Genomic DNA, 22265 nt, shown 5'->3' with positions numbered 1-22265 from the left:
ACGGCTACCAGGTGACGAACGTCGAGGCGTCCATGGCCTCGCCGTCCTCGCTGCTGCACTGGACCCGCCGCATGATCGAGATCCGCAAGCAGAACCCGGCCTTCGGCCTCGGCTCCTACAGGGAACTGCCGTCCTCCAATCCCGCGGTCCTCGCCTTCCTGCGGGAGGCCCCCTCGGACGGGGAGAACGGGGACGACCTGGTGCTGTGCGTGAACAACTTCGCGCGGTTCGCGCAGCCCACCGAACTCGACCTGCGCGAGTTCGCCGGCCGTCATCCGGTCGAGCTGTTCGGCGGGGTCCGCTTCCCCGCCATCGGTGAACTGCCGTACCTGCTCACCCTCGGAGGCCACGGCTTCTACTGGTTCCGGCTCACCCGAGTCGCATCCCGCATCGGCCGCCGGCTGTGAACGGCACAGGCCGAGGAAAGGACGCGTCACCATGCCGAAGACCGCATCCCTGCGCCCGCGACGTACCCGTCTCGCCGAGCCGATGGTGTCGCTCGGCGGGCTGTTGCACGAGTGGCTGCCGCGGCAGCGCTGGTTCGCGGGCAAGGACCGGCCCGTCACCGACCTCGGCCTGCTGTCGATGACCGAGCTCTTCCCGGGCTGCCTGCACCTGCTGGTCCACGCGGGGCACGGCACCGTGCCCGCGCCCGGCGGCGCTCCCCCGGCCGGCGACTGCTACCAGCTGCTGCTCGGGGTCCGCGAGCAGCCCGCGCCGCGTCTGGGCCGGGCGGTCATCGGCCAGGTGCAGGAGGGCCCGCTGGCCGGGCGCACGGTCTACGACGCGCTGCACGACCCGCGCGCGGCCCAGCTGCTGCTGGAGCGGCTGCGCCGCCCCGGCAAGGCGGGCCCGCTGCGCTTCGAGTGCGACCCGTCCCGGCCGGTGCCGGGCGGGCTGGTGCCGCGGCTGCTGGACGCCGAGCAGTCGAACTCCTCGCTGGTGTACGGCGACGAGTTCATCCTGAAGCTCTTCCGGCGCATCCAGCCCGGCGTCAACCCGGACCTGGAGGTGCCGGGCGCGCTGGCCCGGCAGGGCTGCGGCCGGGTCCCGGCGCCCGTGGCGTGGCTGCGCACCACCCACCCGTACGAGGCGACGCTCGGGGTGCTCCAGCCGTTCCTGCCGGGCGCCTCCGACGGCTGGACGCTGGCGCTGAACGCGCTGGCCTCGGGGGACGACTTCACCGCGCAGGCCCACGAGCTGGGGCGGGCGACGGCGGAGGTGCACCTGGCGCTGGCCTCCGCCTTCCCGGCCGGCGCTCCCGGGGAGAACGGGCGGACGGCGGCGGCGATGACCGAGCGGCTGACGGCCGCCGCGCACTGCGTGCCGGCGCTCCAGCCGTTCGTGCCCCGGCTGCGGGCCGCCTTCGCCGCGCTCGCCACCTGCGACGTCGGGCCCCCCGCTCAGCGCATCCACGGCGACCTGCACCTGGGGCAGGTGCTGCGGGCGGGCCGGGAGTGGTTCGTCATCGACTTCGAGGGCGAGCCGTCCCGGCCGCTGTCCGAGCGGCGCAGCGCCCACTCCCCCGTGCGGGACATCGCCGGCATGCTGCGCTCCTTCGACTACGCCGCCCGCCAGCGCCGCCCCTGGCGGCCGGAGTGGGCGCGCCGCTGCCGTGAGGCCTACTGCGCGGGGTACGCCGCCCACGCCGGGTGGGACCCCCGCAAGAAGCACGGTCTGCTCCGGGCCTACGAGACGGACCGGGCCGTGTACGAGGTGCTGTACGAGGCGCGGCACCGCCCCGACTGGCTTCCCGTTCCCATGGCGGCGATCGAACGACTCGCCGTGAGAGGAGACTGACACCGTGGCCCTGCGCGACACCTCGCTCCCCGAGCCGTCCGGTCCCGCCCCCACCGCCTCCGGGCCGGTGGGGGCCGCCCCTCCCCTGGACCCGTCCGACCGGGGGCGCCTGCTGGCGGGCGCCCACCACGATCCGCACGCCCTGCTGGGCGCCCACCCGGTGCCCGGCGGCATCGCCTTCCGGGCGCTGCGCCCCTTCGCCCGCGCGGTGAGCGTGGCCGCCGGCGGCGAGCGGCATCCTCTCGTGTCGGAGGGGGACGGGCTGTTCTCCGGCGTCCTGCCCCTGGCGGAGATCCCCGAGTACACCCTGGTGGTGGCGTACGAGGACGCCGAGTACGAGGTGCACGACCCGTACCGGTTCCTGCCCGCCCTCGGCGAGTTCGACCTGCACCTGATCCGGGAGGGGCGGCACGAGCAGCTGTGGCGGGCGCTGGGCGCGGAGCCGATGACCCACCAGGGCGTGGCCGGCACCCGGTTCACGGTGTGGGCGCCGAACGCGCGCGGGGTGCGGGTCGCCGGGGACTTCACCTACTGGGACGGGACCGCCTTCCCCATGCGGTCCCTCGGCGCGTCGGGCGTGTGGGAGCTGTTCCTGCCCGGCATCGGGGAGGGCGCCCGGTACAAGTTCGAGATCACCTCCCAGTACGGGCACCGGTTCCTCAAGGCCGACCCGATGGCGCGCCGGGCGGAGGAGCCGCCGAACACGGCGTCGGTGGTGACGGCGTCGCACTACGAGTGGGGCGACCAGGAGTGGATGCGGAACCGGGGCGACACGCCCCCGCACCAGGCCCCGTTCTCGGTGTACGAGGTCCACCTGCCCTCCTGGCGACCGGGGCTGACGTACCGTCAGCTCGCCGAGGAGCTCCCCGCGTACGTCAAGGACCTCGGCTTCACCCACGTCGAGCTGATGCCGGTCGCCGAGCACCCCTACGGCCCGTCCTGGGGCTACCAGGTGACGTCGTACTACGCGCCCACCGCCCGCCTCGGCTCGCCGGACGACTTCAGGTACCTGGTCGACTCCCTCCACCAAGCCGGCATCGGCGTGATCATGGACTGGGTGCCGGCGCACTTCCCGAAGGACGACTGGGCGCTGGCCCGCTTCGACGGGGACCCGCTGTACGAGCCCGGGGACGCGCGGCGGGCGGAGCACCCGGACTGGGGGACGTACACGTTCGACTTCGCCCGCACCGAGGTGCGCAACTTCCTGGTGGCGAACGCCGTGTACTGGTGCGAGGAGTTCCACATCGACGGCCTGCGCGTCGACGCGGTCGCCTCCATGCTCTACCTGGACTACTCGCGCGACTCCGGCCAGTGGGAGCCGAACGTGTACGGCGGCCGGGAGGACCTGGCGGCGATGGCGTTCCTCCAGGAGATGAACGCCACCGTCTACCGGCGCTGCCCCGGCGTGGTGACGATCGCGGAGGAGTCCACCGCGTGGGGCGGGGTGACCCGGCCCACCGACGCCGGCGGCCTCGGGTTCGGCTTCAAGTGGAACATGGGCTGGATGCACGACTCGCTGGAGTACATCGCCCACGAGCCGGTGCACCGCAAGTACCACCACCACGAGATGACCTTCTCGATGGTGTACGCCTACAGCGAGAACTACGTCCTGCCGATCTCCCACGACGAGGTCGTCCACGGCAAGCAGGCGCTGGTGTCGAAGATGCCGGGCGACTGGTGGCAGCGGCGCGCCAACCACCGCGCCTACCTCGGTTTCATGTGGGCCCACCCCGGCAAGCAGCTGCTGTTCATGGGGCAGGAGTTCGCCCAGGGTGCCGAGTGGTCGGAGGAGCAGGGCCCGGAGTGGTGGCTGCTGGAGGACGGGTACCACTCGGCGGGCGACCACCGCGGGGTGCGGGACCTGGTGCGCGACCTGAACACCGTCTACCGCGCCACCCCCGCGCTGTGGCGGCGCGACACCGACCCCGGCGGCTTCCGCTGGGTCGCGGTGGACGCCGCCGACGACAACGTCTTCGCGTTCCTGCGCTACGACACGGACGGGGCCCCGCTGCTGGCGGTGTCGAACTTCTCCCCCGTGGTTCGCCACGACTACCGGCTCGACGTCGGCGACGACGCCGTCGCCTGGCAGGAGGTCCTCAACACCGACGCCGCGCACTACGGCGGCAGCGACGTGACCAACCCGGGCCCGGTCAAGCCGGAGGAAGGGGGCCTGCGGCTCACGCTGCCGCCGCTGGCCACGGTGTGGCTGGTGCCGTCCGATCTGTGATCCCGCGCGGCGCGGCCAGGTGTCCGACCGGCCCCGGCGGGGCAGGCGGGGTCGTACGACCGGCGAAAACCCTCGTCGTCGCCGCGAGCAGGGCATCACAGAAAGGCGGCCTCACGTTGCGCACCGTCGGAGTGGAGGAGGAACTCCTCCTGGTCGATCCCGAGACCGGAGAACCCCGGGCGATGTCCGCCGCCGTGCTCGCCCGGGCCGAGCGGGAACCGGGCGACCAGGACGTGTTCGAGAAGGAGCTCCACGACCAGATGCTGGAGTTCGCCACGCACCCGCAGGCGGACATGGAGCGTCTGCACGCCGAGATCGTCCGCTGCCGCCGGGAGGCCGCGCGGCACGCCGGGGAGATCGGCTGCGCCGTCGCCGCGCTGGCCACCTCGCCGCTGCCCGTCACCCCGGCCGTCGGCATGGGCCGCCGCTACCGGTGGATGGAGGACCAGTACGGCGTCGTGGTCCACGAGCAGCTCGTCCTGGGCTGCCATGTGCACGTGTCGGTGGAGTCCGACGAGGAGGGCGTCGCCGTCATCGACCGGGTGCGGCCCTGGCTGCCGGTGCTGGCCGCGCTGAGCGCGAACTCCCCCTTCTGGCAGGGCAAGGACAGCCGGTACAGCAGCTACCGCAGCCGGGTCTGGCAGCGCTGGCCCTCGGCCGGCCCCACCGAGCTGTTCGGGTCGGCGGAGCGCTACCACCGGCGGGTCGCGGCCATGGTCGCCACCGGCACCATCCTCGACGAGGCGATGGTCTACTTCGACGTCCGGCTCTCCCAGCGCTACCCGACCGTGGAGTTCCGGGTCGCCGACGTCTGCCTGGACGCGGACACCGCCGCCCTCATCGCGATCCTGGCGCGCGCCCTGGTGGACACGGCGGCGCGGGAGTGGCGGGAAGGGCGGGAGCCCGCCGACCCCAGCGTGAGCCTGCTGCGGCTCGCCGCCTGGCGGGCCGCCCGGTCCGGCCTGACCGAGGAGCTGCTCCACCCGGCGACCATGCGCCGCATGCCCGCGGAGGCGGTCGTACGCGCCCTGCTGGAGCACGTCGGGGAGGCGCTGGAGGCGTCCGGCGACCTCGACCGGGCCCGGGAGTCCGCCGCCGGGCTGCTGCGGCACGGCAACGGGGCCCGGGTCCAGCGGGAACTGCTGGAGCGCACGGGGAGCCTGCGGGACGTCGTGACCGAGTGCGTGCGCCGCACCCAGGGCTGACGTCCCGCCGTCCGGCCCGGTCCGGAAGAGCCGGAGGATCCCGGAAGGTCTCGGAGGGTCTCGAGAAGACCTCAGAAGGTCTCAGAAGATGAGGACCAGGGCGTACACCAGGAAGAAGGCGGCGACCAGGACCACCAGGCCGAGGATCAGGGTCAGCGGCGCCTTGGCCCAGCCCTTGGGCGGGTTGTGCACCTCACGCGGGCCCGCCTCGGGCAGGCTGCTCTCCGCGGGCGGGGTCTCGCCGGGCGGCACGCCGCCTCCCGGTTCCAGACCGGTGGTGCGTTCGGGCTCGGGGTCGGGATTCGTGTAACTCATGCCGTCCGGGTCCCCCGATCCGGACGGGAGCATCAGCGGGCGGGCACTTCCGCCGTCCGCGCCCGTCCGGGCCGGGTCCGGAGCCGCCGTCGTCGGCGGCCGCCGGCGCCGTCACAGTCCGTACCCGCCGGGCGCGGTGCGCACACGGCGCGGCCCGGCCGGCGGGAGCCGGCCGGGCCGAGGGAACCGGCGCGGTGGGACGAGCCGGGCGATGCGTCCCGCGGGGTCCGGCGAAGGACCGGCCGCGGGACGGTCAGCCGCCCACGTACCAGGTGAAGCCGCCACCGGACGCCGCCACCGCCATCAGGACGAAGAAGAGGACCAGGTCGACGATGCCGAGGACGATCCCGGCCTTGGCCATGCCCGCGCCGCCCTTGGCCGGTGCCTGCCGCAGGCCGACGGCTCCCAGGACGATGGCGATCGGCCCGAGGATCACATTGAAGAGGAACAGCCCGATGATCCCGCACACCAGACTCGCGATGGCCAGTCCGTTGGTGCGCGACCCGGCGGACGCGGCAGGGGAACTGCCGTAACCCGTCATCAGAATCTCCCTGTGTCGGGGAATGGAAACGGCGGCGCGCCCCTCGGCGGGGCGCGCCCGGTGTGTTCGCCACCGTCCGGGTGCCCGCGCGCACCCCCCGTATTCCCGGCGTATTCGCGGGAATTCACGCGCCGGGCCCGGTGCGCGGGGGAACCTGTAGGGAAGGCGGGGCGCGCGGTGGACCGCGGGGACCGGCAGCCGTGAGTGGCGCGGCCGTCACCGGGAGTCGACAGGCGCGTAGGCTCCGCCGGCACGGGAACTAGCAGACGAGGGGGACGCAAGGGAAAGAACGACTGCCCTGCTGATGCCGGGCCTGGAAGGCGAGATGGCAGCCGAGCCGCGTTGGGACAAGACACTGGCTTCCGAGGAGATCACGAACCGCACCGCCGGCTTCGCCGGGGAGCTGCACAACGTGACGGGCGCGCGACTGGTCGCGGAGGAGTTCCTCTACGACCTGTCACGCGTGTCCCCGCCGACGGCCCCCGAGCACTGGGACGACATCCTCCTGGTCGTCACGGAACTGGCCGCGAACGCGGTCCAGTACGCCCCGGGCCCCTTCGAGCTGACCCTGCGCCGGACCTTCGACGGTGTCCATGTGGTGATGCACGACACGAGCCCGACCCCGCCGGCGCCCCGCCCCTTCCACCCGAACCGCGGGGGCGGCGGCATCGGCTGGCATCTGATCCACACGCTGTGCGACCAGGTCAGCGTCGTCACCCACGAGCGGGGCAAGGACATCCATGTGTTCCTCCCTTGGTGAGACCGGGGAGACCGGGAGACCAAGGGGCCGGGCACGGGCCGGCGGTGGCCGGGTCAGGCGGACCCGGCGGGGCGGACCGGCACGAGCACGCTGATCGTCTTGCCACCCCCGGGCCGCCGGTCGACGGCGACCTCCCGCGCCAGGCGGACGATGAGCGGCCAGCCGTATCCGCTGACGTGGTGCCCGGTGGGGAGCGGAGCCGCGCCGAGCGCGGCCTCGGGGACGACCTCGCTGTGGTCGTGCACGGCGACCCGTACGCCGCCGGAGGTGGCCCACGCCTCGAAGCCGGCCAGTCCGCCGCCGTGCCGGATCGCGTTGGTGACCAGCTCCGAGACGACGAGCAGCAGGTCGATGACGTCCTGCTCGCGCGCCGGGCGGCCCGCCGCGTCCCATTCCGCGTCGACCACGGACCGGGCGTACGCCCGTGCGCTCGCCGCACTGTCCACCGTGCCCCGTACCGGGATCCTCACCGGCGCGTCGCCGGATGCCGCCGCAGCGGTGCCGTCGGTTGGTTCCATGTCTGCCGTGTCCCCGTTTCCGCTCCCCGCGCACCGGTGATTCCTCCGGACGCCCGGGCCGTGGCCGCCGCGGTGTGCGCCGGCCGTCGTGTCACCCTTGCCGCTCACGTCTCCCGGCGACGTCCGGCGTCCCGCGGGTGTCGTACCGCGCCCGGTCAGGTCAGGTCGCGGAGGCCTGCCGAGGCGGCAGCCCGTGATAGTAGTCGCCCACGGCCGTGAGATACGCACGGTCCATGGTCTCGCTGTCGGTCCGGAAGCGGGGAGCGGCCTTGACCTCCGCCCTGGTGCAGGACAGCGTGATCCTCCGGGCCTCGGTGTCGATGCCCGTGACGGCCCCGACCGGCACGAGAACGCTCCGGCCGAAGACCCAGACGCCGGTGTCGACGACGAGGTGCCGCATACCGTAGGGGGCGGCCTCCCGGTCCACGTGACCGATGGTGCCGTCGCCGGCGACGACCGTGCAGCCCGTCAGGTCCTGTCCCTCGACGTGGCCGCTGTGCGGCCGGTACGACCAGATGCTGTCCATGGGCAACTGCTGCTTCCCTCCCGTTGTGCCGGCAGCGGCCGGGCGGCGGGTCCTGCCCGGCGGCTCCACAGCTCCCTGATACCCGGCTCTCGCATCCGCATTCGGATCGCACGGCGGCCCGGCGGCGGGGCGCGCCGGGCCTCCCCGGGTTTTCCCGGGGAGGCCCGGCGCGCGGAAGGCGCGCGGCGGCGCCCGCAGCCTGGCCGCCTCGCGGACGCGGAGACGAAAACCCGGACGAGTACCCCTGTCTCCGCGGGCCATGCACGGGCGCGCCCGGCTTTCCTTCCGGGGTGCGCCAGGCGGCACCGTGCTTTGTTCCGGGCCCGCCGCGTGGGTTAGCCTCTGGCGTATTTCTTCGTCGCGCAGATCCGTGAACTGCGGAAATGCACGCACGACCTGCCGGTCCGGGATCGGTCCGGCACAGTTCCGAGCCCTCGGTCCCCCGGGGGCTCCTGGGGAGCGGAACGAGGGTGCGCATGACCAGCGACAGCGCCGGCACCGTCGGCACGGTGCCGGGCGACCAGGAGCTGCGCAGGCTCCTGGCGGGCCTGACGGCCGTACGGGACGGGGACTTCGGCACCCGGCTGCCGGACGACGCCGACGGGCTGATGGGCGACATCGCCAAGGTCTTCAACGGCATGGTGGACCAGTTGTCCGTGTTCACCTCCGAGGTGACCCGGGTGGCCCGCGAGGTCGGCACCGAGGGGACGCTCGGCGGGCAGGCCGAGGTGCCGGGGGTCTCGGGCACCTGGGCGGACCTGACGGACTCGGTCAACGCCATGGCCGGGAACCTGACCACCCAGGTCCGGGACATCGCCCAGGTGGCCACGGCGGTGGCCAAGGGCGATCTGTCGCAGAAGATCGACGTGCCCGCGCGGGGGGAGATCCTGGAGCTGAAGGAGACCGTCAACACGATGGTCGACCAGCTCTCCGCCTTCGCCGACGAGGTCACCCGCGTGGCCCGCGAGGTCGGCAGCGAGGGGCGCCTCGGCGGCCAGGCCAAGGTGCCGGGGGTCGCCGGTGTGTGGCGTGACCTGACGGACTCCGTGAACCACATGGCGGGCAACCTGACCAGCCAGGTCCGCTCCATCGCCCAGGTCACCACGGCGGTGGCCAAGGGCGACCTCTCCCAGAAGATCACCGTGGACGCCCGCGGCGAGATCCTCGAGCTGAAGAACACCATCAACACGATGGTCGACCAGCTCTCCGCCTTCGCCGACGAGGTCACCCGCGTCGCCCGCGAGGTCGGCACCGAAGGGCGGCTCGGCGGGCAGGCGGACGTCAAGGGCGTCAAGGGCACCTGGCGGGACCTGACGGACTCCGTGAACTTCATGGCGGGCAACCTCACCGCCCAGGTCCGCAACGTCGCCCAGGTCGCCACCGCGGTCGCCGAGGGCGACCTGTCGCAGAAGATCACCGTGGACGCCCGCGGCGAGATCCTCGAGCTGAAGAACACCATCAACACGATGGTCGACCAGCTCTCCGCCTTCGCCGACGAGGTCACCCGCGTCGCCCGCGAGGTCGGCACCGAGGGCAACCTGGGCGGGCAGGCGACGGTCCGCGGGGTGTCGGGCACCTGGAAGGACCTCACCGACAACGTCAACGTGATGGCGTCGAACCTGACCGGCCAGGTGCGCTCCATCGCCCAGGTCGCCACCGCCGTGGCCCGCGGCGACCTGTCGCAGCGGATCACGGTGGAGGCCAAGGGCGAGGTCGCGGCGCTGGCCGGGGTCATCAACACGATGGTCGACACCCTGTCGGCGTTCGCGGACGAGGTGACCCGGGTGGCCCGCGAGGTCGGCACCGAGGGACGCCTCGGCGGCCAGGCGCACGTGCCGAACGTGGCCGGCACGTGGAAGGACCTCACCGACAACGTCAACTCGATGGCCAACAACCTCACCGGCCAGGTGCGCAACATCGCGCTGGTGACGACCGCGGTGGCCAAGGGCGACCTGTCGAAGAAGATCGACGTCGACGCCCGCGGCGAGATCCTCGAACTGAAGACGACGATCAACACGATGGTCGACCAGCTCTCCGCCTTCGCCGACGAGGTCACCCGCGTGGCCCGCGAGGTCGGCACCGAGGGACGGCTCGGCGGCCAGGCCGAGGTGGAGGGCGTCTCCGGCACCTGGAAGCGCCTGACGGAGAACGTCAACGAGCTCGCGGGCAACCTGACCCGGCAGGTCCGTGCGATCGCCGAGGTCGCCAGCGCCGTCGCCGAGGGCGACCTGACCCGCTCGATCACCGTGGAGGCGTCCGGCGAGGTCGCCGAGCTCAAGGACAACATCAACTCCATGGTGGAGTCCCTGCGCGAGACCACCCGGGCCAACCAGGAGCAGGACTGGCTCAAGACCAACCTCGCCCGGATCTCCAGCCTGATGCAGGGGCACCGGGACCTGCCGGTGGTCGCCGAGCTGATCATGGACGAGCTGGTGCCGCTGGTGTCGGCGCAGTACGGCGCCTTCTACCTCGCCGAGGACGGCGACGACGGCCCGGAGCTGCGGCTCGTCGGCTCCTACGGGCGGCCCGGGGACGATCCGCGGCCCACCCGCATCGCCTTCGGCCGCACCCTGGTCGGCCAGGCCGCGCGCAGCCGCCGCACCATCACGGTGGACGAGCTGCCGCCCGGCTACGTCACCATCTCCTCCGGCCTCGGCGAGGTGGTGCCGACCGCGCTGGTGGTGCTGCCCATCGTGGTCGAGGGCCAGGTGCTCGGCGTGATCGAGCTGGCGTCGGTCACCCCGTTCACCCAGATCCACCAGGACTTCCTGGCCCAGCTGATGGAGACCGTCGGCGTCAACCTCAACACGATCGTCGCCAACGCCCGCACCGACGAGCTGCTGGCCGAGTCGCAGCGCCTGACGTCCGAACTCCAGGCCCGGTCGACGGAGCTGCAGGTGCAGCAGGAGGAGCTCCAGCGCTCCAACGCCGAACTGGAGGAGAAGGCCTCGCTGCTGGCCGCGCAGAACCGGGACATCGAGGCGAAGAACCTCCAGATCGAGCAGGCGCGGCAGGAGCTGGAGGCCCGCGCCCAGCAGCTGTCGCTGGCGTCGAAGTACAAGTCGGAGTTCCTGGCCAACATGAGCCACGAACTGCGCACCCCGCTCAACAGCCTGCTCATCCTCGCCCAGCTGCTCGCCCAGAACCCGTCGCGCAACCTCACCCCCAAGCAGGTCGAGTACGCGCAGATCATCCACTCCGCCGGCTCGGACCTGCTCCAGCTGATCAACGACATCCTGGACCTGTCGAAGGTCGAGGCGGGCAAGATGGACGTGGCGCCCGAGCGGGTGACGCTGCGCCAGCTCATCGAGTACGTCGAGGCCACCTTCCGGCCCATGACGACGCAGAAGGGGCTGGACTTCACGGTCGCCACCGCGCCCGGGGCGCCCGCGGACCTGCTCACCGACGACTCCCGGCTGCGGCAGGTGCTGCGCAACCTGCTGTCCAACGCGGTGAAGTTCACCGAGCGGGGCGGCGTGGAACTGCGCGTCGAACCGGCGGCGGACGACGAGGTGCCGGAGGGCGTCCTGCGGGGCGGTGCCGTGGTGGCGTTCCGGGTGAAGGACACCGGCATCGGCATCCCGGAACAGCACCTGGAGACGATCTTCGGCGCGTTCCAGCAGGCGGACGGCACCACGAGCCGCAAGTACGGCGGCACCGGCCTCGGCCTGTCCATCACCCGGGAGATCGCCCAGCTGCTCGGCGGCGCCGTCACGGTGGACAGCACGCCCGGCCAGGGCAGCACCTTCACCCTGTTCCTGCCCGTGGCGCGGCCCGACTTCGAGGACCTGCTCGGCCGCGGCCAGGTGCCGGAGCAGGAGCCGGCCGACGCGCCCGCCGACGTGCTCGCCGGCCAGCCGGCGGTGCCCCAGGTCACGGCCGGGCCGCGGCAGCGCCCCCGGCGGCTGCTGGTCGTGGAGGAACGGCCGCGCGGGCTGCTCACCCTCGTCGCGGAGAGCGTCGTGGCGGACCTGACGCACGGCCGGGACGACACGGTCGCCCGGCCCCCGGTCGACATCATCACCGCCGTGGGCGCGCAGGAGGCGGCGGGCGCCCTGGCCGCCGACCCCTGCCACTGCGTGGTCCTGGAGCTGGGCATGCCGGACGAGGAGGCGTCCCGGTTCCTCCAGGCGCTGGAGGGCGACTCGGCGCTGGCGAGCGTGCCGGTGCTCGTGCACAGCGGTCACCGGACGGACGCCGCCCTGGAGGAGGGACTGCGGTCGCGGGCGGCGGGCGGGGCGCTGGAGTTCCTCTCCAGCCTCGACGAGCTGCGCGAGCGCATCGCGCTGCACCTGTCCGCCGAGGAGCCCGGGGACGTCCTGTCCCTGGTGCGCCACGAGGAGCCGAAGCGTCTGGCGCCGCAGCCCGTCGACGCCTCGCCGTCCGGCCGTACCGTCCTCGTCGTCGACGACGACGCGCGCAACCTGTTCGCGCTCAGCGGCATCCTCGAGCTGCACGGCTTCCGGGTGCTGCACGCGGAGAACGGGCGCAAGGGCATCGAGACCCTGGTGAACAACCCGGACATCGCGCTGGTCCTGATGGACGTGATGATGCCGGAGATGGACGGCTACACGGCGACCGCGGAGATCCGCAGGATGCCGCAGTACGCGGAGCTGCCCATCATCGCGGTCACGGCGAAGGCGATGCCCGGCGACCGGGAGAAGTCCCTCGCCTCGGGAGCGAGTGATTACGTCACCAAGCCCGTGGACACCCGCGATCTCATCGCCTGCGTCCGGCGCTGGCTGCCCGCATGAGCCCGGCCCCCGTCCCGTACACCGGAGGGCCGGGCGGCCCGCGGCGCCCCGCGTCGCGAGCCGCGGCGCCCCGCAGCCGAGGAGCGGTCACAGCGTGAGTATCTCCGAGCATCCGAGTGAACAGGCCGGCGACGAGCCGCGGTTCGAGGCCACCGCGCCCGGAGCCACCGGGGCCTCCGAGGTCACCGGGATCTCCGAGGGCACCGGGACCTCCGAGGTCGCCGGGGCCTCCGGGACCTCCGAGGCCACTGGGGCCACCGGGATCTCCGAGGCCACCAGGGCCTCCGAGGTCACCGGGATCTCCGGGACCTCCGGGGCGTCCGCCCCGCCGGGGGTGCCCGCCGTTCCGGGCGGCCTCGGCATCCCCCCGCTCTCCCCCGTGGGCCGGCTGGCGGCCACGGTGGAGCGGCTCAGCCGCGAGGTGCGGGCCGCGCAGGCGGAGGCCGAGGGGCGCGCCCTGATCGAACTGGCCAAGGGCATCCTGGTCGAGCGGCTCGGGTGCGGCCCGGCCCAGGCCGCCCGGCAACTCGCCGAGCTGGCCGAGCAGGCCCAGGTGACGCCGCTGGAGCTGGCGGTCGACGTCATCAACCAGGCCGCCCGGGACCGGGTGTCGGAGGTGACGGACGCCTTCCTCGCGGCCACCGCCGCCGCGGAGGCCGCGGACGCCGAGGCCGAGTCGGCCGCCGTGCGGCTGCGGGCGGCGGAGAGCGGTGCGCTGGCGGCGGACGACACCCAGGCCGTCGCCGACGCCCTGCTGGAGCAGGCGCTGCGCCCGCTGGGCGCGGTGGCCGTGGCGATCTGGGCGGCGGGCGCCGACGGGTCGCTCACCCTGGCCGGCAGCGCCGGCTTCTCCCCCGCCGAGGCCGCCCGCTGGCGGTACGTCCCGCCGGACGTGGCGACGGTGGCCCGGCGCGGCCTGACCGAACGCCAGGGACAGTGGATCACCTCGCTCGGCCGGACCGGGGTGCCCAGCGTGGGCCGGCACCAGCACCCGGACGGCGGGCGGGTCGCCCTGCCCGCCGGGACCGGCGGCCGCATCCACGGCGTCCTGGAGATCGTCTGGCCCGAGCCGCTGGAACCGCAGCCGCCCCAGGTCGTGCGGCAGGTGGAGGCCCTGGCGGAGCTGTGCGCCCACACCCTGGAGACGTACAGTCCGCCGCCCGGCGCCGCACAGGAGCCGCGGGTGCTGCCGGACGCGGCGGAGCTGATGGACCTGGCCGACGGTCTGCACGACCCCGCGCTGGTCCTGGTGCCGCACCTGGACGCCGCCGGGAACCTGGCGGACTTCCGCATCCACCACGTCAACGACCGTTTCCTGGACCCGGCCGGACGGCCGCGCGCGGTGGTGAACGGCGCGCTGCTGCTGGAGGCCTACCCGATGGCCGCCGGGGAGAGCGAGCTGTTCCAGCGGGTGGAGCGGGTGTATGCCACCGGCGAGCCGTTCCGGGCCCGCCGCATGAACCTGACCGCGCTGGTCGACCAGGTGCCGCTGTCGGCGGTCGCGGACATCAGCGTCAGCCGGCACGGCAGCGCCGTCCTGCTGATCTGGCGCATCGAGGACGAGACGGCGCGGCTGGCGAGCCTGCTCCAGCATGCCCAGCGCCTGGGCCGGATCGGCGGTTTCGAGGAGAACCTGCTCACCGGGGAGATCACCTGGAACGGGCAGCTGTTCGACCTGTACGGGCGCCCGGAGTCCAGTACGCCGGTGCCGCTGGAGGAGCTGCCCGCGTACGCCCACCCGGACGACGCCGTCACCATCGGCCGGTTCCTGCGGACCCTGCTGCACCACCGGCGGCCGGCGTCGGCGGCGTTCCGGCTGCAGCGGCCGGACGGGGTGACCCGGCACATCCGGGTGGTCGCCGAGCCGGTGCTGGACACCGACGGCCGGCTGCTCCTCGTCCGCGGGGCGTACCAGGACATCTCGGCCCAGCACTGGACGGAGGTGGCGCTCGCCGCGACGCGCGACCAGCTGGCGCACACCGAGCAGCAGGCCAGTGAGCGCAGCCGGCTGGCGCTGCAGCTGCAACGCGCGATCATGCCGCCGACGCAGGCCCCGCTGCGGCTGCCCGAGCTGCAGGTGGCGGTCCGCTACCGGCCCGCCGAGACCGAGCACCTGGTGGGCGGCGACTGGTACGACGCCGTGCACCTGCCGTCCGGGCTGGTGCTGCTGAGCGTGGGCGACGTGGCCGGGCACGGCATCGAGGCCGCCACCAGCATGGTCGTGCTGCGCAACGCGCTGCGCGGCCTGGCGGTGACCGGTGCCGGGCCGGGGCAGCTGCTGTCGTGGCTGAACATCGTGGCGCACCACCTGACGGGCGCGGTCACGGCCACGGCGGTGTGCGGCCTGTACGACCCGGCCACCCGGGCGCTGCGGTGGGCCAGGGCGGGCCATCTGCCGCCCGTGCTGGTCCGGGGGGCGCAGGCGGCTCCGCTGCCCCTGGTGAAGGGGATGCTCCTCGGGGCGGTGCCGGAGGCCTCGTACGAGGAGGCGGAGCTGCAACTGGCGGCCGGGGACACTCTGTTGATGTACACGGACGGCCTGATCGAGCGCCGCGACCGCTCCGTGGAGGAGTCCCTGACGCAGCTGCTGACGACCGCCCGCACGGCGCCGAGCACCCTGGACCAGCAGCTGGACCGCCTGCTCACCTACAGCCGGTCGGACACGGACGACGACACGTGCATCGTGGGCATCAGGGTCGGGTGACCGGGTCCCTGCGGGCCGGGTGGCGGACGTCACGGCGTCCCGCCGCCCGGCCGGCAGGCATGAGACGGGGATTCGGGGGTAACCGCCCGGGCGCGGTGAGGAACGCCTGCGGAACGCCGCAGGGGTCACCGGCCCTGGCCGTCCGCTCTGTTGGAGGTACTCGTGCCCATTGCCCAGAACCCGCTGTCCGTCGAGGTGTCGCTGCCCCGGGAGGATGTGGCGCTGCTCACGGTGCAGGGTTACCTGGACGTCGACACGGCGACGGAGTTCCAGCACCATCTGGCCAACCAGCTCCACCACGGCCGGCGGCACTTCCTGCTGGACCTGTCGGCGGTGCCGTTCATGGACTCCTCCGGCATGAACATCATCCTGCGCGTGTACCAGGAGGTCCGGGAGATCCCCGGGAGCGTGCACATCATCAACCCCACGCCGGCCGTGCAGCGCATCCTGGACCTGACCGGGGTGAGCATCACGGTGCCGGTCTCCAAGACCGCGGACGACGCGCTCGCCCTCGTCGACCGGGGGACCGTGCCACAGCCGGAGGGGGACCCGGCGCCCGGGCCGGACGCCTGAGCCGGGCCGGCCGCCGCCCGCCCGAACCGCTGTTCCTTCCCAGGATGTGCGTCGCGACGCCGGCCAACCGCCGTGCCACCCGGCCGGATCGTCTCCGAGGGACGAGGTGTCGTCCGAGGTGGACGGGTGATTACAGTGGTCGCCCGGCAGAGTCACACAGCCGTCCCGTTGCCTGAAACGGTTCGGTGCGACGCAACGTGGATGAGGAGTGAAGCAGGTGCCGGAGCACACAGCGGAGGACACGCTCGGAACGCCGACTCACGAGGTCAGGGAATTCCTGCGCCGCCGTCGTGAGCAGATCGCCCAGCGGTGGGCGGACGAGCCGCTGTTCCGCTCCGTGTTCACCGTCTCGCGGGACGAGGCGGTGGAGGCGGGCAAGGCCGTCGTGGACGCGCTGGCCGAGGTCGCGGACACCGCGCGGGTGGACGATCCCGACGCGGCCGGGTTCAGCGGGGTGCGCGAGCAGCTGGCGCGGATGGGCGCCGCCCGGGGCCGCGCCGGCCTGACCGCCGCCCAGGTGTCGAGCGAGCTGGCCACCCTGCGCCCGCCCGTGGAGAACCTGCTGCTCAGCGATCTCGCCGAGGCCCCGGCCGAGCACGTGCGGGCGTGCGTCACCACGCTGACCGTGCTGATGGGCACGTTGCGGGTGGTCGTCATGCAGACGGCGCTGAGCGAGGGGGAGGCCCTGATCGACCGGCAGCGGCTGCAGCTGCTGGAGGTCGCCACGCCCGTCATCAAGCTGTGGGACGGCATCGTGGCGGTCCCGCTGATCGGGACGCTGGACAGCGCCCGCAGCCAGGTGGTGATGGAGACCCTCCTGCAGGCCATCGTCGAGCAGCAGGCGCGGTTCGCGATCCTCGACATCACCGGGGTGCCGACGGTCGACACGCTGGTGGCGCAGCACCTGATGAAGACGGTCGCGGCGGCCCGGCTGATGGGTGCGGAGTGCATCGTCTCCGGGATCCGCCCCGCGATCGCCCAGACCATCGTCCACCTGGGGCTGGACCTGGGCACGGTGATCACCCGGGCCGGGCTGGCCGACGCGCTGAAGTACGCGCTGCACCAGCTCGGGGCCGACATCGTGGGCCCGACGGCGAACGGTGCGGGTCAGCGGTGAGCGAGGCGTTCTCCGGCCCGGGCGCGGGACATGTGCCGGTCCTGCGACTCGGTGACGTCCTCCTGGTCACGCTCCAGGGGGATCTGCACGACAGTACGGCGCAGCAGTTGCAGCAGGACCTCGCCGAGACCATCACGCGCAGCGGGGCCACCGGTGTGATCATCGACATCTCCGGGGTGGAGATCGTCGACTCGTTCCTCGGCCGGGTGCTGGCGGAGATCGCGGCGCAGGCCTCGCTGCTGGCCGCGCGCACGGTCGTGGTCGGCATGCGGCCCGCGGTCGCCATCACCCTGGTGGAGCTGGGTCTGACGCTGCCCGGACTGGACACGGCGCTCAGCACCGAGGTGGCCATGGACCTCCTCACGCAGGGATCGCCCCGCGTGGGCGTGCGCCGGGAGAGTCCGTGATGACCACGGGCGCGGGCGTTCAGGCCCGCCTGCCGATCCGGTCGGACATGGATCTGGTGTGGGTGCGCCAGCATGTGCGGCAGGCGGCAGCCCAGCTCGGCTTCGGTCTGGTGGACCAGACCAAGCTGGTCACCGCGGCCAGCGAGCTGGCCCGTAACACCCTGGTGCACGGCGGCGGTGGCCACATGGAGTCGGAGGCGCTGGAGAGCCGTGGCGTACGCGGGCTGCGGCTGACCTTTTGCGACGAGGGTCCGGGCATCGCGGACGTGGAGCGGGCGCTGAGCGACGGGTACACCTCCGGTGGCGGCCTGGGCATGGGGCTGGGCGGCGCCCGGCGTCTGGTCCACGAGTTCGCGATCGAGACCGCCCCGGGGGCCGGGACGACCGTGCGGGTGACCTCCTGGACGGCCCAGCCGCCACGGCCGCGTGAGGAGCACTGATGCCGCGCGTATGGGACGTTCCGGTGCACGACTCGACACGCGTGCGCGACGCCCGGGTCGCCGCCGAGCAGGCGGCGGCCGCCGCCGCGCTGGACGAGTCGCGCACCTCGGCGGCGGCGCTGGTGGCGACGGAACTCGCCACCAATCTGCTCAAGCACGCGGGCGGCGGCCAGGTCCTCATCGACCTCGTGGACCCGCCCCTCCCGGCCGACGGCCGGGAGGGTGTGCGGGTGGTGCAGATAGCGGCGATCGACCACGGTCCGGGGATCGCCGACGTGTCCGCCGCCCTGCGGGACGGGTTCTCCACGGCCCGCTCGCTCGGCGCCGGGCTCGGCACGTGCCGGCGCGTCGCCGACGACTTCGGCCTGCACAGTGCCCCGGGCCGGGGCACGGTGGCGCTGGCCCGGGTCGGCGCCGCCGTTCCGCGCGGTGCCGGCCGGACGGCCGGGGTCCGGGCCGGCGGGATCAACGTGCCCTTCGCCGGGGCGGAGTACTCCGGGGACGCCTGGGCGTGGGTGCGGTCCGGGGACCGGGTGACGCTGATGCTGACCGACGGTCTGGGCCACGGCCCGGAGGCGGCCCGCGCCTCGGCCGTCGCGGTGGAGGCACTGCGCGGCTCGGCCCACCGCACGCCCGCCGAGGTGCTGCGGCACCTGGACACGGCGCTCGGCGGCACCCGCGGCGCGGCCGTGGCCCTGGCGCAGGTCGACGTCCGCGCGGGCCGGCTGCGGTTCGCGGGGATCGGCAACGTGGGGGCGCGGCTGTGCGAGGGCGGCGGCTGGCGGACGCTGGTGTCCCGGCCCGGGATCGTCGGCGTGCATCGGCCGGCGACCGTGCGCGAGGAGGAGACGGTCTGGGCGGAGGACCGGCTGCTGGTCCTGCACAGCGACGGCCTGCCCAGCCGCTGGGTCCCGCCGGCCGAGTTCTGCCCGGGGACCGCGGCCGATCCGGCGGTGACGGCCGCCGTGACGATACGCGACGCCAGCAGTCCCGCCCGCCCGGTGCGGGACGACACCGCCGTGGCCGTGCTGACCCCGACCCCGCCGGACCGCCCATGATGCGTACTTGGCAGATCTCCACCGTCACCGATGCGGCACGGGCCCGCATCGCCGCCGCGCGGCTGGCCGCCGCCCACGGGGTGCCGCCTCTGGAGCGCACCCGGCTCGCGGCCTCGCTCAGCGCCCAGCTGCGGCAGTGCCTCACCAAGGGCGGCACCTGGCGGCTCACGCTGGAGACGGACACGTCCGCCGGGGCGCAGTGCCTGCTGCACGTGACGGTGACGCCGTCGCCGGAGGCGTGCGCCGCCGGAGCGCCGCCGTGGCGGACCACGGTGGCCTGCCCGGAGGCGGCGGAGGACGCCGGGGCCGGTCCGGTGGCGGACGACGACCCGGCGGCGCTGGCGGAGGCGTTGCTGGGCGCCGACGAGGACACGGCGCTGGTGCTGGACAAGCTCACCGAGCAGGAGGAGCTGGTCGCCTTCCACCGGGAGGAGCTGCACCAGACCAACCAGGGCGTCGTGGCGCTCCACGCCGAGCTGGACGCGGCGGGCCGGGCCCAGCGGGAGGCGTTCGCCGCGGAGCGCAAGGCGCGCAACGAGGCCGAGAGCGCCCGTCGCCGGCTGACGTTCCTCGCGGACGCGAGCGCGGTGGTGACGGCGTCGCTGAACCACCACGAGATCGTGCGCCACCTCTGCGAGGTGCTGGTGCCCGAGTACGCCGGCAGTGCCGACGTGTGGCTGTTCGACCACACCGACCACGGTGAGGCCGGGGCGGGCGCGCACCGGCCCGCCCCGCTTCCGGCCGCGGCCGTGGTCGCGGCCCGCACCGGCCGGCCGCAGTACGCCGCGGATCATCCGGGCGGCCTGCCCGGCGTCGACGACCAGCCGCCTTCGGCGCTGCACGCCGGGCGGCCCCTGCTGTGCGTCCCGCTGATGGCCCGGCGGACGTCGCTGGGCGTGCTGACGCTCACTCCGCCCGGGGAGCGCTGGGACCCGGACGACGCGGTCATGCTGATCGAGCTGGCCCGGCGGGCCGGCACCGCGATCGACAACGCCCGGCGCTTCGAGCACAACCGGGACATCGCCGAGACGCTGCAGCGCGCCCTGCTCACGGACCTGCCCGCCACGCCCGGCCTGGAGCTGGCCGCGCGCTACCTCCCGGCGACGTACGGGCTGAACATCGGCGGCGACTGGTACGACGCCTTCCGCCAGCCCGACGGCAGCGTGATCGCGGTCGTCGGCGACGTGACCGGGCACGGGCTGCACGCGGCGGTGATGATGAGCCAGCTGCGCACCGCGCTGCGCGCCTACGCCGTGGACGGCGGCAGCCCCGGCCGGCTGCTGACCCGGCTGCACAACTTCCTGCACCATCTCCAGCCGGACCTGTACGCCACCGCGGTCATCGCGCGGTTCAAGCCCGGCGACCCGACCCTGACGTGGGCCGCCGCCGGTCATCCGCCGCCGGTGCTGCGCACCGCCGACGGCCGGGTGCACACCCTGGACGCCAAGCCCGGCGCGATGCTCGGCATCCCGCTGAAGCAGGAGATCGCCGACCACACCGTGCGGCTGAGCCCCGGGGCGACGCTGGCGCTGTACACCGACGGCCTGGTCGAGCGGCGGGCCCACGGCATAGACCCGGGCATCGAGCGCCTGGCGGCGGCGCTCGGCGGGTTCGGCCCCGCCGCGCTGGCGGCGGATCTGGAGGGCGTGGCCGACGGCATCCTGCAGCCCCTGCTGAGCGACTCCGAGCGCGACGACGACGTGTGCCTGCTCCTGTGCCACCTGAGCGAAACGGGCTGAGGGCGCCGCGGGCTCCCTCCGCGGTGCGCGTCCCGGCCGCGGCGGGCAGGGTGGTGCCACAGACGTTCGCCTGCCTGCCACGTCCGGCTCGCGCGACGGCCGCGGGCGCGGTGTGATCGCAGGAGGTGCGAAACAGCGATCCAGGGGCAGGCGAATGGCGTTCGAGGCAGACCGCCTGGAGCCGCAGAAAGGGATGAACACCGTGACACGACCCAGGATCCTGGTGGTTGGCGCAGGTTTCGCCGGTGTGGAGTGCGTCCGCCGCCTGGAGAGGAAACTCGCCCCCCACGAGGCCGACGTCACGCTGGTGACGCCGTTCGCCTACCAGCTCTATCTGCCGCTGCTGCCCCAGGTCGCTTCCGGGGTGCTGACGCCCCAGTCGATCGCCCTGTCCCTGCGCCGCAGCCGGAAGTACCGCACCCGGATCATCCCGGGCGGCGCCATCGGCGTGGACCTGAAGGCGAAGGTGTGCGTCATCCGCACCATCACCGACCAGATCGTGAACGAGCCGTACGACTACATCGTGCTGGCCCCGGGCAGCGTCACCCGGACCTTCGACATCCCCGGTCTGACCGACAACGCCTTCGGCATGAAGACCCTCGCGGAGGCCGCGTACATCCGCGACCACGTCATCTCCCAGCTCGATCTGGCCGACGCCAGCCAGGACCCGGCCGAGCGGACCTCCCGGCTGCAGTTCGTGGTGGTCGGCGGCGGTTACGCGGGGACGGAGACCGCGGCGTGCCTGCAGCGCCTGACGCACGCCGCCGTCAAGCGCTACCCGCGGCTGGACCCGGGCCTGATCAAGTGGCATCTGATCGACATCGCGCCCAAGCTCATGCCGGAGCTGGGCGAGAAGCTCGGGCGCAGCGCGCAGGAGATCCTGCGCCGGCGCGGCATCGAGGTCTCGCTGGGTGTCTCCATCGAGAAGGCGGGCCCGACGGAGGTCACCTTCACCGACGGCCGGGTGGTGCCCACGCGCACGCTGATCTGGACCGCCGGGGTGGTCGCGAGCCCGCTGATCGCCACGCTGGACGCGGAGACGGTCAAGGGGCGCCTCGCGGTCACCGCGGACATGTGCCTGCCGGGCCACGACGGGGTGTTCGCGCTGGGCGACGCCGCCGCCGTGCCCGACCTCGCCAAGGGCCAGGAGGGCGCCGTGTGCCCGCCGACCGCGCAGCACGCGATGCGGCAGGGCCGGCACGTCGCCGAGAACGTCATCGCGACCCTGCGCAACCAGCCGATGCGGCCGTACGTGCACAAGGACCTCGGTCTCGTCGTCGACCTGGGCGGCAAGGACGCCGTGTCCAAGCCGCTCGGCGTCGAGCTGCGGGGCGTCCCCGCCCAGGCCGTCGCCCGCGGGTACCACTGGTCGGCGCTGCGCACCAACGTCGCCAAGGCCCGGGTGATGACGAACTGGCTGCTCAACGCGGTCGCGGGCGACGACTTCGTGCGGACCGGATTCCAGGCCCGCAAGCCCGCCAAGCTGAAGGACTTCGAGTTCACCGACGCGTACCTGACGCCGGAACAGGTGCGGGCGCACGTGGAGGGTTCCGGCCGGGTCGGGTCGTGACCCGGCTCCGG

At 73.7% G+C, this 22265-nt stretch carries 18 protein-coding genes; 14 read left to right on the top strand and 4 right to left on the bottom strand.

Annotated features, from left to right (window positions below):
* The 4 genes from ABZ340_RS27180 to ABZ340_RS27165 form a co-directional block, all read left to right on the top strand.
* A partial coding sequence (locus ABZ340_RS27180; protein WP_358784455.1) for an alpha-glucosidase C-terminal domain-containing protein occupies positions 1 to 407 on the top strand: 407 nt, incomplete at its 5' end.
* A gap of 31 nt (positions 408 to 438) precedes the next feature.
* The gene (locus ABZ340_RS27175) at positions 439 to 1800 is read left to right on the top strand and encodes a maltokinase (protein WP_358784454.1); all 1362 of its coding nucleotides are present in this window, start codon (positions 439 to 441) and stop codon (positions 1798 to 1800) included.
* Between the two features lie 4 nt (positions 1801 to 1804).
* Positions 1805 to 4027: a 1,4-alpha-glucan branching enzyme gene (gene glgB, locus ABZ340_RS27170; protein WP_358784453.1), complete on the top strand. Its 2223-nt coding sequence runs from the start codon at positions 1805 to 1807 to the stop codon at positions 4025 to 4027.
* A 116-nt stretch (positions 4028 to 4143) separates the two neighbouring features.
* On the top strand, positions 4144 to 5232 hold the full coding sequence (locus tag ABZ340_RS27165) for a glutamate--cysteine ligase (protein WP_358784452.1): 1089 nt from the start codon (positions 4144 to 4146) through the stop codon (positions 5230 to 5232).
* Positions 5233 to 5313: 81 nt separating this feature from the next.
* On the opposite strand, the gene ABZ340_RS27160 is transcribed toward ABZ340_RS27165, so the two are convergent.
* Positions 5314 to 5547: a DUF6480 family protein gene (locus tag ABZ340_RS27160; protein ID WP_358784451.1), complete on the bottom strand. Its 234-nt coding sequence runs from the start codon at positions 5545 to 5547 to the stop codon at positions 5314 to 5316.
* A gap of 253 nt (positions 5548 to 5800) precedes the next feature.
* Positions 5801 to 6088: a DUF4190 domain-containing protein gene (locus ABZ340_RS27155; RefSeq protein WP_358784450.1), complete on the bottom strand. Its 288-nt coding sequence runs from the start codon at positions 6086 to 6088 to the stop codon at positions 5801 to 5803.
* A 325-nt stretch (positions 6089 to 6413) separates the two neighbouring features.
* Between ABZ340_RS27155 and ABZ340_RS27150 the strand changes: the two genes are divergently transcribed.
* Complete coding sequence (locus tag ABZ340_RS27150; RefSeq protein ID WP_358784449.1) at positions 6414 to 6848, top strand: ATP-binding protein; 435 nt, start codon at positions 6414 to 6416, stop codon at positions 6846 to 6848.
* Between the two features lie 53 nt (positions 6849 to 6901).
* Here ABZ340_RS27150 and ABZ340_RS27145 read toward each other — a convergent pair whose 3' ends face one another.
* Both ABZ340_RS27145 and ABZ340_RS27140 read right to left on the bottom strand, forming a co-directional pair.
* Complete coding sequence (locus ABZ340_RS27145) at positions 6902 to 7366, bottom strand: ATP-binding protein (protein ID WP_358784448.1); 465 nt, start codon at positions 7364 to 7366, stop codon at positions 6902 to 6904.
* A gap of 160 nt (positions 7367 to 7526) precedes the next feature.
* Positions 7527 to 7898 carry a PRC-barrel domain-containing protein gene (locus ABZ340_RS27140; protein ID WP_358784447.1) on the bottom strand — a complete coding sequence of 124 codons (372 nt, stop codon included), beginning with the start codon at positions 7896 to 7898 and terminating at the stop codon, positions 7527 to 7529.
* Between the two features lie 470 nt (positions 7899 to 8368).
* On the opposite strand from ABZ340_RS27140, the gene ABZ340_RS27135 reads away from it, so the two are divergent.
* From ABZ340_RS27135 to ABZ340_RS27095, 9 genes are all read left to right on the top strand, one after another.
* Positions 8369 to 12646 (top strand): HAMP domain-containing protein, encoded by a 4278-nt coding sequence (locus ABZ340_RS27135; RefSeq protein ID WP_358784446.1) that lies wholly within the window; start codon positions 8369 to 8371, stop codon positions 12644 to 12646.
* 334 nt (positions 12647 to 12980) lie between these two features.
* The gene (locus ABZ340_RS27130) at positions 12981 to 15350 is read left to right on the top strand and encodes a SpoIIE family protein phosphatase (RefSeq protein WP_358784461.1); all 2370 of its coding nucleotides are present in this window, start codon (positions 12981 to 12983) and stop codon (positions 15348 to 15350) included.
* A 162-nt stretch (positions 15351 to 15512) separates the two neighbouring features.
* Positions 15513 to 15923, top strand: a complete 411-nt coding sequence (locus ABZ340_RS27125) for an STAS domain-containing protein (RefSeq protein ID WP_358784445.1) — start codon at positions 15513 to 15515, stop codon at positions 15921 to 15923.
* A gap of 217 nt (positions 15924 to 16140) precedes the next feature.
* Complete coding sequence (locus tag ABZ340_RS27120) at positions 16141 to 17040, top strand: STAS domain-containing protein (RefSeq protein ID WP_358784444.1); 900 nt, start codon at positions 16141 to 16143, stop codon at positions 17038 to 17040.
* Positions 17037 to 17447 (top strand): STAS domain-containing protein, encoded by a 411-nt coding sequence (locus ABZ340_RS27115; protein ID WP_358784443.1) that lies wholly within the window; start codon positions 17037 to 17039, stop codon positions 17445 to 17447. Before ABZ340_RS27120 ends, ABZ340_RS27115 begins: the two co-directional genes overlap by 4 nt.
* Positions 17447 to 17887: an anti-sigma regulatory factor gene (locus tag ABZ340_RS27110; protein ID WP_358784442.1), complete on the top strand. Its 441-nt coding sequence runs from the start codon at positions 17447 to 17449 to the stop codon at positions 17885 to 17887. Before ABZ340_RS27115 ends, ABZ340_RS27110 begins: the two co-directional genes overlap by 1 nt.
* The gene (locus ABZ340_RS27105) at positions 17887 to 18945 is read left to right on the top strand and encodes an ATP-binding SpoIIE family protein phosphatase (protein WP_358784441.1); all 1059 of its coding nucleotides are present in this window, start codon (positions 17887 to 17889) and stop codon (positions 18943 to 18945) included. Before ABZ340_RS27110 ends, ABZ340_RS27105 begins: the two co-directional genes overlap by 1 nt.
* Entirely contained in the window at positions 18942 to 20684 is a 1743-nt protein-coding gene (locus ABZ340_RS27100) for a SpoIIE family protein phosphatase (RefSeq protein WP_358784440.1), read from the top strand. Before ABZ340_RS27105 ends, ABZ340_RS27100 begins: the two co-directional genes overlap by 4 nt.
* Positions 20685 to 20877: 193 nt before the next feature.
* The gene (locus tag ABZ340_RS27095; RefSeq protein ID WP_358784460.1) at positions 20878 to 22254 is read left to right on the top strand and encodes an NAD(P)/FAD-dependent oxidoreductase; all 1377 of its coding nucleotides are present in this window, start codon (positions 20878 to 20880) and stop codon (positions 22252 to 22254) included.
* Positions 22255 to 22265: the final 11 nt, after the last annotated feature.

It is taken from the genome of Streptomyces sp. NPDC006134, from assembly GCF_040628835.1.
Classification (GTDB): Bacteria; Actinomycetota; Actinomycetes; order Streptomycetales; family Streptomycetaceae; genus Streptomyces.
The sequence above is the reverse complement of the archived record's forward strand: the minus strand, read 5'-3'. Positions and strand labels throughout refer to the sequence as shown.